6 protein-coding genes are annotated in these 13,125 nt (G+C 66.2%); all 6 read left to right on the top strand.

Going from position 1 to position 13,125, the window contains the following annotated elements:
- The first annotated feature begins 477 nt into the window (after positions 1 to 477).
- The 6 genes from rpoB to tuf all read left to right on the top strand — a co-directional run bounded on the left by rpoB (position 478) and on the right by tuf (position 13,028).
- On the top strand, positions 478 to 3,963 hold the full coding sequence (rpoB, locus tag ACZ3ZD_RS02080; RefSeq protein WP_467392526.1) for a DNA-directed RNA polymerase subunit beta: 3,486 nt from the start codon (positions 478 to 480) through the stop codon (positions 3,961 to 3,963).
- A gap of 99 nt (positions 3,964 to 4,062) precedes the next feature.
- Positions 4,063 to 7,962 (top strand): DNA-directed RNA polymerase subunit beta', encoded by a 3,900-nt coding sequence (locus ACZ3ZD_RS02085; protein WP_467392528.1) that lies wholly within the window; start codon positions 4,063 to 4,065, stop codon positions 7,960 to 7,962.
- Positions 7,963 to 8,667: 705 nt separating this feature from the next.
- The gene (rpsL, locus tag ACZ3ZD_RS02090) at positions 8,668 to 9,039 is read left to right on the top strand and encodes a 30S ribosomal protein S12 (protein WP_003948652.1); all 372 of its coding nucleotides are present in this window, start codon (positions 8,668 to 8,670) and stop codon (positions 9,037 to 9,039) included.
- A 2-nt stretch (positions 9,040 to 9,041) separates the two neighbouring features.
- Positions 9,042 to 9,512 (top strand): 30S ribosomal protein S7, encoded by a 471-nt coding sequence (gene rpsG / locus ACZ3ZD_RS02095; RefSeq protein WP_009330725.1) that lies wholly within the window; start codon positions 9,042 to 9,044, stop codon positions 9,510 to 9,512.
- 39 nt (positions 9,513 to 9,551) lie between these two features.
- Positions 9,552 to 11,678 carry an elongation factor G gene (fusA, locus tag ACZ3ZD_RS02100; RefSeq protein ID WP_467392531.1) on the top strand — a complete coding sequence of 709 codons (2,127 nt, stop codon included), beginning with the start codon at positions 9,552 to 9,554 and terminating at the stop codon, positions 11,676 to 11,678.
- A gap of 156 nt (positions 11,679 to 11,834) precedes the next feature.
- Entirely contained in the window at positions 11,835 to 13,028 is a 1,194-nt protein-coding gene (tuf, locus tag ACZ3ZD_RS02105; RefSeq protein WP_014674366.1) for an elongation factor Tu, read from the top strand.
- The last annotated feature ends 97 nt before the right edge of the window (positions 13,029 to 13,125 follow it).

The following is a 13,125-nucleotide window of genomic DNA, read 5'->3' on the forward strand; positions in this document are numbered from 1 at the left end:
GGTGGTCGCCCTTCGGCGTTCCCCGGGGCCCGGCCTGGCCTGCCTTGCACCTGTGTTCGTGAGGGGTAAGGTGATCTTCGTCGTGTCTCCCGTAGTCCCGGTTCCGGCAAGGAGCCCTTGACGAACCGCACGCAGCGCGCAATTCTCAGGACGCGTCGTCACAAGGATCCGAATCCGAGGCATGGATCGACGGCGAAGAGGGCAGTATCAACGTGCATTGAGGGCGGCAGGCCGAGGCGATTGACAAGGGCGTTGAGCACAACGAGGGTCTTCGAAAACCCGCACTGGACATCAGTGTGCCAAGTGGCTACACTGACCCTTTGCGCTGCCTGTTAGCTGTCCCCTGCCCGTCACCAGGGGTCTGCCCTCACTTGAGCACAGTCGACCAAACCCCCCTGACCTGGGGTTTCCGTCTCTGTGTACGGGAGAGGGACCGGTACGCGCGTAGTGAGTCCGAGCCCTCGGAAGGACCCCCTCTTGGCCGCCTCGCGCACTGCCTCGACCGCGAATACGAACAACGGCGCAAGCACCGCCCCGCTGCGCATCTCCTTTGCAAAGATCAAGGAGCCCCTCGAGGTTCCGAACCTGCTCGCGCTGCAGACCGAGAGCTTTGACTGGCTGCTCGGCAACACCGCCTGGCAGACTCGGGTCGAGGAGGCTCTGGAGAACGGTCAGGACGTCCCCACCAAGTCCGGTCTGGAGGAGATCTTCGAGGAGATCTCCCCGATCGAGGACTTCTCCGGGTCGATGTCCCTGACGTTCCGGGACCACCGCTTCGAGCCGCCGAAGAACTCCATCGACGAGTGCAAGGAGCGCGACTTCACGTACGCCGCCCCGCTCTTCGTCACCGCCGAGTTCACCAACAACGAGACCGGTGAGATCAAGTCCCAGACGGTCTTCATGGGCGACTTCCCGCTCATGACGAACAAGGGCACTTTCGTCATCAACGGCACCGAGCGTGTCGTGGTGTCGCAGCTGGTCCGTTCCCCCGGTGTCTACTTCGACTCCACCATCGACAAGACGTCCGACAAGGACATCTTCTCCGCCAAGATCATCCCGTCCCGGGGTGCCTGGCTGGAGATGGAGATCGACAAGCGTGACATGGTCGGTGTCCGCATCGACCGCAAGCGCAAGCAGTCGGTCACCGTACTGCTGAAGGCGCTCGGCTGGACGACCGAGCAGATCCTCGAGGAGTTCGGCGAGTACGAGTCCATGCGCGCCACCCTGGAGAAGGACCACACCCAGGGCCAGGACGACGCGCTGCTCGACATCTACCGCAAGCTGCGTCCGGGCGAGCCCCCCACGCGTGAGGCCGCGCAGACGCTGCTGGAGAACCTCTACTTCAACCCCAAGCGCTACGACCTCGCCAAGGTCGGCCGCTACAAGGTCAACAAGAAGCTGGGTACGGACACCCCGCTGGACGCGGGCATCCTGACCGTCGAGGACATCATCGCGACGATCAAGTACCTGGTGAAGCTGCACGCCGGCGAGACCGAGACGAGCGGTGACAACGGCGAGACGGTCGTCGTCGAGACCGACGACATCGACCACTTCGGCAACCGTCGTCTGCGCAGCGTCGGCGAGCTCATCCAGAACCAGGTCCGTACGGGTCTGGCGCGTATGGAGCGTGTCGTCCGCGAGCGCATGACGACCCAGGACGTCGAGGCGATCACGCCGCAGACCCTGATCAACATCCGGCCGGTCGTCGCCTCCATCAAGGAGTTCTTCGGCACCAGCCAGCTGTCCCAGTTCATGGACCAGAACAACCCGCTGTCGGGTCTCACCCACAAGCGCCGTCTGTCGGCGCTCGGTCCGGGTGGTCTCTCCCGTGAGCGGGCCGGCTTCGAGGTCCGTGACGTGCACCCGTCGCACTACGGCCGTATGTGCCCGATCGAGACGCCGGAAGGCCCGAACATCGGTCTGATCGGCTCGCTCGCCTCCTACGGCCGGGTCAACGCGTTCGGCTTCGTCGAGACCCCGTACCGCAAGGTCATCGACGGTCAGGTCACCGACGAGGTGGACTACCTGACCGCCGACGAGGAGGACCGCTTCGTCATCGCGCAGGCCAACGCGCCGCTGACGAACGACCTCCGGTTCGAGGAGAGCCGCGTGCTCGTCCGCCGTCGTGGCGGCGAGGTCGACTACGTCGGCGGCGAGGACGTCGACTACATGGACGTCTCGCCGCGCCAGATGGTGTCGGTCGCGACGGCCATGATCCCGTTCCTCGAGCACGACGACGCCAACCGTGCCCTCATGGGCGCGAACATGATGCGCCAGGCCGTTCCGCTCATCAAGTCGGAGGCCCCGCTCGTCGGTACCGGCATGGAGTACCGCTCCGCCGTCGACGCCGGCGACGTCGTCAAGGCCGAGAAGGCCGGTGTGGTCCAGGAGGTCTCCGCGGACTACATCACCACGGCCAACGACGACGGCACGTACATCACGTACCGCCTGGCCAAGTTCGCCCGTTCCAACCAGGGCACCTCGGTCAACCAGAAGGTCATCGTCAACGAGGGCGACCGCGTCATCGAGGGCCAGGTCCTCGCCGACGGCCCGGCCACCCAGAACGGCGAGATGGCCCTCGGCAAGAACCTGCTCGTGGCGTTCATGCCGTGGGAGGGTCACAACTACGAGGACGCGATCATCCTGTCGCAGCGCCTCGTGCAGGACGACGTCCTCTCCTCGATCCACATCGAGGAGCACGAGGTCGACGCCCGTGACACCAAGCTCGGCCCCGAGGAGATCACCCGGGACATCCCGAACGTCTCCGAGGAGGTCCTCGCCGACCTCGACGAGCGCGGCATCATCCGCATCGGTGCCGAGGTCATCGCCGGTGACATCCTCGTCGGCAAGGTCACCCCGAAGGGTGAGACCGAGCTGACCCCCGAGGAGCGCCTGCTGCGCGCGATCTTCGGTGAGAAGGCCCGTGAGGTCCGTGACACCTCGCTGAAGGTGCCGCACGGCGAGACCGGCAAGGTCATCGGTGTGCGCGTCTTCGACCGCGAGGAGGGCGACGAGCTTCCCCCGGGCGTGAACCAGCTGGTCCGCGTCTACGTCGCGCAGAAGCGCAAGATCACCGATGGTGACAAGCTCGCCGGCCGGCACGGCAACAAGGGTGTCATCTCCAAGATCCTGCCGATCGAGGACATGCCGTTCCTGGAGGACGGCACCCCGGTCGACATCATCCTCAACCCGCTGGGTGTGCCGTCCCGAATGAACCCGGGACAGGTCCTGGAGATCCACCTCGGCTGGCTCGCCAGCCGCGGCTGGGACGTCTCCGGCCTCGCCGACGAGTGGGCCCAGCGCCTGCAGGTCATCGGCGCCGACCAGGTCGCCCCCGGCACCAACGTCGCCACCCCGGTGTTCGACGGCGCGCGCGAGGACGAGCTGGCGGGTCTTCTGCAGCACACCATCCCGAACCGGGACGGCGAGCGCATGGTGCTCCCGACCGGTAAGGCGCGGCTGTTCGACGGCCGTAGCGGTGAGCCGTTCCCGGACCCGATCTCGGTCGGCTACATGTACATCCTCAAGCTGCACCACCTGGTCGACGACAAGCTGCACGCCCGGTCGACCGGCCCGTACTCGATGATCACCCAGCAGCCGCTGGGTGGTAAGGCCCAGTTCGGTGGCCAGCGGTTCGGTGAGATGGAGGTGTGGGCGCTGGAGGCCTACGGCGCCGCGTACGCCCTCCAGGAGCTGCTGACCATCAAGTCCGACGACGTCACCGGCCGCGTGAAGGTCTACGAGGCCATCGTCAAGGGCGAGAACATCCCCGAGCCCGGCATCCCCGAGTCCTTCAAGGTGCTCATCAAGGAGATGCAGTCGCTCTGCCTGAACGTGGAGGTGCTGTCCAGCGACGGTATGTCCATCGAGATGCGTGACACCGACGAGGACGTCTTCCGCGCTGCGGAGGAGCTCGGCATCGACCTGTCCCGGCGCGAGCCGAGCAGCGTCGAAGAGGTCTGACGGGAGTTGGGCGGGGCCCTGACCCACCAGGGCCCCGCCGACCCCCAGGCCCCCGTTTCAGACCACAGACTTAACAACCCTGAGAGGGATTGACGCATAGTGCTCGACGTCAACTTCTTCGACGAGCTCCGGATCGGTCTGGCCACCGCTGACGACATCCGTCAGTGGAGCCACGGCGAGGTCAAGAAGCCCGAGACCATCAACTACCGCACCCTCAAGCCCGAAAAGGACGGACTCTTCTGCGAGAAGATCTTCGGTCCGACCCGGGACTGGGAGTGCTACTGCGGCAAGTACAAGCGCGTCCGCTTCAAGGGCATCATCTGTGAGCGCTGTGGCGTCGAGGTCACCCGCGCCAAGGTGCGCCGTGAGCGGATGGGCCACATCGAGCTGGCCGCTCCCGTCACCCACATCTGGTACTTCAAGGGTGTCCCGTCGCGCCTCGGCTACCTGCTGGACCTGGCGCCGAAGGACCTCGAGAAGGTCATCTACTTCGCCGCGTACATGATCACGTACGTGGACGAGGAGCGTCGTACCCGCGACCTGCCCTCGCTGGAGGCGCACGTCTCGGTCGAGCGCCAGCAGATCGAGAACCGCCGCGACTCCGACCTGGAGGCCCGCGCCAAGAAGCTCGAGGCCGACCTGGCCGAGCTGGAGGCCGAGGGCGCCAAGGCCGACGTGCGCCGCAAGGTGCGCGAGGGTGCCGAGCGCGAGATGAAGCAGCTGCGCGACCGCGCGCAGCGCGAGATCGACCGCCTCGACGAGGTGTGGAACCGGTTCAAGAACCTCAAGGTCCAGGACCTGGAGGGCGACGAGCTGCTCTACCGCGAGCTGCGTGACCGCTTCGGCACGTACTTCGACGGCTCGATGGGTGCCGCGGCGCTGCAGAAGCGCCTGGAGTCCTTCGACCTCGACGAGGAGGCCGAGCGCCTCCGCGAGATCATCCGCACCGGCAAGGGCCAGAAGAAGACCCGTGCCCTCAAGCGGCTGAAGGTCGTCTCCGCGTTCCTGCAGACCTCCAACAGCCCCAAGGGCATGGTCCTGGACTGCGTCCCGGTCATCCCGCCGGACCTGCGTCCCATGGTGCAGCTGGACGGTGGCCGCTTCGCGACCTCCGACCTGAACGACCTGTACCGCCGTGTCATCAACCGCAACAACCGCCTGAAGCGCCTTCTCGACCTCGGTGCGCCCGAGATCATCGTGAACAACGAGAAGCGCATGCTCCAGGAGGCCGTCGACGCGCTCTTCGACAACGGCCGTCGCGGCCGCCCGGTCACGGGCCCCGGCAACCGTCCGCTGAAGTCGCTGTCCGACATGCTCAAGGGCAAGCAGGGCCGCTTCCGTCAGAACCTGCTCGGTAAGCGAGTCGACTACTCGGCGCGTTCCGTCATCGTCGTCGGCCCGCAGCTGAAGCTGCACCAGTGCGGTCTGCCCAAGGCCATGGCGCTGGAGCTGTTCAAGCCGTTCGTGATGAAGCGTCTGGTCGACCTGAACCACGCGCAGAACATCAAGAGCGCCAAGCGCATGGTGGAGCGCGGCCGCACGGTCGTGTACGACGTCCTCGAAGAGGTCATCGCCGAGCACCCGGTGCTGCTGAACCGTGCTCCCACCCTGCACCGCCTCGGCATCCAGGCCTTCGAGCCGCAGCTGGTCGAGGGCAAGGCCATCCAGATCCACCCGCTCGTGTGCACCGCGTTCAACGCGGACTTCGACGGTGACCAGATGGCCGTGCACCTGCCGCTGTCCGCGGAGGCGCAGGCCGAGGCCCGCATCCTGATGCTGTCCTCGAACAACATCCTGAAGCCGGCCGACGGCCGTCCGGTGACGATGCCGACCCAGGACATGGTCCTCGGTCTGTTCTTCCTCACCACCGACGGCGAGCTGCGTGACACCAAGGGCGAGGGCCGCGCGTTCGGCTCCACGGCCGAGGCGATCATGGCGTTCGACGCCGGCGAGCTGGCGCTGCAGTCGCAGATCGACATCCGCTTCCCGGTGGGCACCATCCCGCCGCGCGGCTGGACCCCGCCGGCCCGCGAGGAGGGCGAGCCCGAGTGGCAGCAGGGGGACTCGTTCCGCCTGCGCACCACCCTGGGCCGCGCGCTCTTCAACGAGCTGCTGCCCGAGGACTACCCGTTCGTCGACTACTCGGTGGGCAAGAAGCAGCTCTCCGAGATCGTCAACGACCTGGCCGAGCGCTACCCCAAGGTCATCGTGGCGGCGACGCTCGACAACCTGAAGGCGGCCGGCTTCTACTGGGCGACCCGTTCCGGTGTCACCGTGGCCATCTCCGACGTCGTCGTTCCCGAGGCGAAGAAGGAGATCGTCCGCGGCTACGAGGCGCAGGACGAGAAGGTCCAGAAGCAGTACGAGCGCGGTCTGATCACCAAGGAAGAGCGCACGCAGGAGCTCATCGCGATCTGGACCAAGGCGACCAACGAGGTCGCCGAGGCGATGAACGAGAACTTCCCCAAGACCAACCCCATCTTCATGATGGTTGACTCGGGTGCCCGAGGAAACATGATGCAGATGCGGCAGATCGCCGGTATGCGCGGTCTGGTGTCGAACGCGAAGAACGAGACCATCCCGCGTCCGATCAAGGCGTCCTTCCGTGAGGGCCTGTCCGTGCTGGAGTACTTCATCTCCACGCACGGTGCCCGTAAGGGTCTGGCGGACACCGCCCTGCGTACCGCCGACTCCGGTTACCTCACCCGTCGTCTGGTCGACGTCTCCCAGGACGTCATCATCCGCGAGGAGGACTGCGGCACCGACCGCGGCCTCAAGCTCAAGATCGCGGAGCGGGGCGCGGACGGCGTGCTGCGCAAGGCGGAGGACGTCGAGACGTCCGTGTACGCCCGCTGCCTCGCCGAGGACATCGTGGTCGACGGCCAGGTGCTGGCCCCGGCCGGCACCGACCTGGGCGACGTCCTCATCGAGGAGCTCGTCGGCCGTGGCGTCGAGGAGGTCAAGACCCGCTCGGTCCTGACCTGCGAGTCCGCCGTCGGTACCTGCGCGATGTGCTACGGCCGCTCGCTGGCCACCGGCAAGCTGGTCGACATCGGTGAGGCGGTCGGCATCATCGCCGCCCAGTCCATCGGTGAGCCCGGTACCCAGCTGACGATGCGTACCTTCCACACCGGTGGTGTGGCCGGTGACGACATCACCCAGGGTCTGCCGCGTGTGGTCGAGCTCTTCGAGGCCCGTACCCCGAAGGGTGTCGCCCCGATCTCCGAGGCCTCCGGCCGCGTGCGGATCGAGGAGACCGAGAAGACCAAGAAGCTCGTCGTCACCCCGGACGACGGCAGCGACGAGACGGCGTACCCGATCTCGAAGCGTGCCAAGGTCCTGGTCCGCGAGGGCGACCACGTCGAGGTGGGCCAGCAGCTCACCGTGGGTGCCACCAACCCGCACGACGTGCTGCGCATCCTGGGCCAGCGTGCCGTCCAGGTCCACCTGGTCGGCGAGGTCCAGAAGGTCTACAACTCGCAGGGTGTGTCGATCCACGACAAGCACATCGAGATCATCATCCGGCAGATGCTGCGCCGCGTGACGATCATCGAGTCCGGCGACGCCGAGCTGCTGCCCGGCGAGCTGGTCGAGCGCTCCCGCTTCGAGCAGGAGAACCGTCGTGTGGTCCAGGAGGGCGGTCACCCGGCCTCCGGTCGTCCGCAGCTGATGGGTATCACCAAGGCCTCGCTGGCGACGGAATCCTGGCTGTCGGCCGCCTCCTTCCAGGAGACGACCCGAGTCCTGACGGACGCGGCGATCAACGCCAAGTCCGACAGCCTCATCGGCCTCAAGGAGAACGTCATCATCGGTAAGCTCATCCCGGCCGGTACGGGTCTGTCCCGCTACCGCAACATCCGGGTGGAGCCGACCGAGGAGGCCAAGGCCGCGATGTACTCGGCCGTCGGCTACGACGACATCGACTACTCGCCGTTCGGCACGGGCTCCGGCCAGGCCGTTCCGCTGGAGGACTACGACTACGGTCCGTACAACCAGTAAGCGGGCAGTTCGAAGGGCGGTCACCTCTCGGGGTGGCCGCCCTTCGGCGTTGCCGGAGCCGGTCAGGGCAGCCTGTGAGGTGAGTGCGGAGCGAGGGGCGAGGGGCGCGGGGGAGACCGGTGCACCGGTGTCCGTGCGCAGCCGGGGCCGTACGCCGCGAGCAGTTGCCACGCGGGCGCCGGACCGCGCTTCCCGACAGGCGTGCCGGCCGCCTACGGGGCGACGGCGGCGGCCGTGCGCGGATCCGTGACGAGGGGCCGGCCAACGGCACGTAGGGGGAGCCGAGCCGCTCGGCGGGGGCGGTGCGGCGGACGTCTGTCGGGTACGGGAGGCCGAGGGCACCCCGAGGGTGGTGAAGCCGTACCCCGCGGTCGCGCGTGGTTTTCGCGTACTGGTGGCCGGAAACCGTCGCTTCGAGAGATCACGGAGTGTAAGGCCCCTTGACATGTTCCGCAGCCCGGGGCCCCCGGACCCCATTTGTTTTGACCGCAGCGAATGAGGTAGGTACGCTCAGACCTTGTGCCTGGGGTGTGCCCTGGCTCCTGTGCGTGCCTGTAACCGCACGGCGAGCCGCGACCGGCCTCCGTAATTCGCGCCCTTTCCGCCTCGCGGCGGGAGTCTGGCGGATTCGACACACCCGACCGCGTGGGTCGGAGATGTTCCAGGTTAGCTTTACCTGTTCGGCACACAGAAACCGGAGAAGTAGTGCCTACGATCCAGCAGCTGGTCCGCAAGGGCCGGCAGGACAAGGTCGAGAAGAACAAGACGCCGGCACTCGAGGGTTCCCCTCAGCGTCGTGGCGTTTGCACGCGTGTGTTCACGACCACCCCGAAGAAGCCGAACTCGGCCCTGCGTAAGGTCGCGCGTGTGCGTCTGACCAGCGGGATCGAGGTCACCGCTTACATTCCGGGTGAGGGACACAACCTGCAGGAGCACTCCATCGTGCTCGTGCGCGGCGGCCGTGTGAAGGACCTGCCGGGTGTTCGCTACAAGATCATCCGTGGCTCCCTCGACACCCAGGGTGTCAAGAACCGCAAGCAGGCCCGTTCCCGCTACGGCGCCAAGAAGGAGAAGTAAGAATGCCTCGTAAGGGCCCCGCCCCGAAGCGCCCGGTCATCATCGACCCGGTCTACGGTTCTCCTCTGGTCACGTCGCTCATCAACAAGGTGCTGCTGAACGGCAAGCGCTCCACCGCCGAGCGCATCGTCTACGGTGCCATGGAGGGCCTGCGCGACAAGACCGGCAACGACCCGGTCATCACGCTGAAGCGCGCTCTCGAGAACATCAAGCCGACCCTCGAGGTCAAGTCCCGCCGTGTCGGTGGCGCGACCTACCAGGTGCCGGTCGAGGTCAAGCCCGGCCGCGCCAACACGCTGGCGCTGCGCTGGCTGGTCGGTTACTCCCGCGCCCGTCGCGAGAAGACCATGACCGAGCGTCTCCTCAACGAGCTTCTCGACGCCTCCAACGGCCTCGGTGCGGCCGTGAAGAAGCGCGAGGACACCCACAAGATGGCCGAGTCCAACAAGGCCTTCGCGCACTACCGCTGGTAGTCGCTACCCACATCGAGACCGAGAGAAGACTGAAGCCTTATGGCTACCACTTCACTTGACCTGGCCAAGGTGCGCAACATCGGCATCATGGCCCACATCGACGCGGGCAAGACGACCACCACCGAGCGGATCCTGTTCTACACCGGTGTGTCTTACAAGATCGGTGAGGTCCACGACGGCGCTGCCACCATGGACTGGATGGAGCAGGAGCAGGAGCGTGGCATCACGATCACCTCTGCTGCCACCACCTGTCACTGGCCGCTGGAAGACGTCGACCACACCATCAACATCATCGACACCCCGGGGCACGTCGACTTCACCGTCGAGGTGGAGCGCTCCCTGCGCGTGCTCGACGGTGCCGTGACGGTGTTCGACGGCGTCGCCGGTGTCGAGCCCCAGTCCGAGACGGTGTGGCGTCAGGCGGACCGCTACGGCGTCCCGCGCATCTGCTTCGTCAACAAGCTCGACCGCACGGGCGCCGAGTTCCACCGTTGCGTGGACATGATCTCGGACCGCCTGGGCGCTCAGCCGATCGTCATGCAGCTCCCGATCGGTGCCGAGGCCGACTTCAAGGGCGTCATCGACCTCGTGACGATGAAGGCCCTGGTCTGGTCCGCCGAGGCCACCAAGGGCGAGATGTACGACACCGTCGACATCCCGGACACGCACGCCGAGGCTGCCGAGGAGTACCGCGGCAAGCTGCTGGAGGCCGTGGCCGAGAACGACGAGGAGATCATGGAGCTGTACCTGGAGGGCAACGAGCCCTCCGTGGAGCAGCTCTACGCCGCGATCCGTCGTATCACCATCGCGTCCGGCAAGGGCACCGGCACCACCGTGACCCCGGTGTTCTGCGGTACCGCGTTCAAGAACAAGGGCGTCCAGCCCCTGCTCGACGCGGTCGTGCGCTACCTGCCGTCCCCGGTCGACATCGAGGCCATCGAGGGCCACGACGTCAAGGACGCCGAGGTCGTCGTCAAGCGCAAGCCGTCCGACGAGGAGCCCCTCTCGGCGCTGGCGTTCAAGATCATGAGCGACCCGCACCTCGGCAAGCTCACCTTCGTCCGGGTCTACTCGGGCCGCCTGGAGTCCGGCACCTCGGTGCTGAACTCCGTCAAGGGCAAGAAGGAGCGCATCGGCAAGATCTACCGCATGCACGCGAACAAGCGTGAGGAGATCGAGTCGGTGGGCGCCGGCGACATCGTCGCCGTCATGGGCCTGAAGCAGACCACCACCGGTGAGACGCTGTGCGACGAGAAGAGCCCGGTGATCCTGGAGTCCATGGACTTCCCGGCGCCGGTCATCGAGGTCGCGATCGAGCCCAAGTCCAAGGGTGACCAGGAGAAGCTGGGTGTCGCCATCCAGCGTCTCGCGGAGGAGGACCCCTCCTTCCAGGTGCACACCAACGAGGAGACCGGCCAGACCGTCATCGGCGGTATGGGCGAGCTTCACCTCGAGGTGCTCGTCGACCGCATGAAGCGCGAGTTCAAGGTCGAGGCGAACGTCGGCAAGCCGCAGGTGGCCTACCGCGAGACGATCCGCAAGGCCGTCGAGCGCGTCGACTACACCCACAAGAAGCAGACCGGTGGTACCGGCCAGTTCGCGAAGGTGCAGATCGGCATCGAGCCCCTCGAGGGCGGCGACGTCTCGTACGAGTTCGTGAACAAGGTCACCGGTGGCCGTATCCCGAAGGAGTACATCCCTTCGGTGGACGCCGGTGCGCAGGAGGCCATGCAGTTCGGCATCCTCGCCGGCTACGAGATGACCGGTGTCCGTGTCATCCTCCACGACGGTGGCTACCACGAGGTCGACTCCTCCGAGCTCGCCTTCAAGATCGCCGGTTCGCAGGCCTTCAAGGAGGCCGCGCGCAAGGCTTCGCCCGTGCTCCTGGAGCCGATGATGGCCGTCGAGGTCACCACGCCCGAGGACTACATGGGTGAGGTCATCGGCGACATCAACTCCCGCCGTGGCCAGATCCAGGCCATGGAGGAGCGGGCTGGTGCCCGCGTCGTGAAGGGCCTCGTGCCCCTGTCGGAGATGTTCGGCTACGTCGGCGACCTCCGCAGCAAGACGTCGGGTCGCGCAAGCTACTCGATGCAGTTCGACTCCTACGCCGAGGTTCCGCGGAACGTCGCCGAGGAGATCATCGCGAAGGCCAAGGGCGAGTAACGCACCGCGTTCACACGCCGTAGGCTTGACTCCGGAGCCTCCAGGGGCAAACGTCCGCAATCGTGAGCGTTTGCCCCGGGTTCCGGGCCTTTACAGCAAAGATCACCTGGCGCCGATGAAGTAAGGCGTACAGAACCACTCCACAGGAGGACCCCAGTGGCGAAGGCGAAGTTCGAGCGGACTAAGCCGCACGTCAACATCGGCACCATCGGTCACATCGACCACGGTAAGACGACCCTCACGGCCGCCATTACCAAGGTGCTGCACGACGCGTACCCGGACCTGAACGAGGCCACCCCGTTCGACAACATCGACAAGGCGCCCGAGGAGCGTCAGCGCGGTATCACCATCTCCATCGCGCACGTCGAGTACCAGACCGAGGCGCGTCACTACGCCCACGTCGACTGCCCGGGTCACGCGGACTACATCAAGAACATGATCACCGGTGCCGCGCAGATGGACGGCGCGATCCTGGTGGTCGCCGCCACCGACGGCCCGATGCCGCAGACCAAGGAGCACGTGCTCCTGGCCCGCCAGGTCGGCGTCCCGTACATCGTCGTCGCCCTGAACAAGGCCGACATGGTGGACGACGAGGAGATCCTGGAGCTCGTCGAGCTCGAGGTCCGTGAGCTCCTCTCCGAGTACGAGTTCCCCGGCGACGACGTTCCGGTCGTCAAGGTCTCCGCGCTCAAGGCCCTCGAGGGCGAGCAGGAGTGGGTGGACTCCGTCCTCAACCTGATGAAGGCCGTCGACGAGTCGATCCCGCAGCCGGAGCGCGACGTCGACAAGCCGTTCCTCATGCCGATCGAGGACGTCTTCACGATCACCGGTCGCGGTACGGTCGTCACCGGCCGTATCGAGCGTGGTGTCCTCAAGGTCAACGAGACCGTCGACATCATCGGCATCAAGACCGAGAAGACCACCACCACGGTCACCGGCATCGAGATGTTCCGCAAGCTGCTCGACGAGGGCCAGGCCGGTGAGAACGTCGGTCTGCTCCTCCGTGGCATCAAGCGCGAGGACGTCGAGCGCGGCCAGGTCATCATCAAGCCGGGCTCGGTCACCCCGCACACCGAGTTCGAGGCGCAGGCCTACATCCTGTCCAAGGACGAGGGTGGCCGCCACACGCCGTTCTTCAACAACTACCGTCCGCAGTTCTACTTCCGCACGACGGACGTGACCGGCGTGGTGACCCTCCCCGAGGGCACCGAGATGGTCATGCCGGGTGACAACACCGAGATGAAGGTGGAGCTCATCCAGCCCGTCGCCATGGAAGAGGGCCTGAAGTTCGCCATCCGTGAGGGTGGCCGCACCGTGGGCGCCGGCCAGGTCACCAAGATCGTCAAGTAGGTTCCGCCTGCTTGAGGGTCACTGCCTGACCTAAGGGGAGGCCCGTACGACTCCGGTCGTACGGGCCTCTTCTGCATGTCCCGGTCCGCTCGAAACT

It is taken from the genome of Streptomyces sp. NPDC023481, from assembly GCF_055560195.1.

Coding starts and splice junctions, on each gene's coding strand:
- rpsG (WP_009330725.1), top strand. CDS start 9,042: ATGCCTCGTAAGGGCCCCGCCCCGAAGCGCCCGGTCATCATCGACCCG.
- fusA (WP_467392531.1), top strand. CDS start 9,552: ATGGCTACCACTTCACTTGACCTGGCCAAGGTGCGCAACATCGGCATC.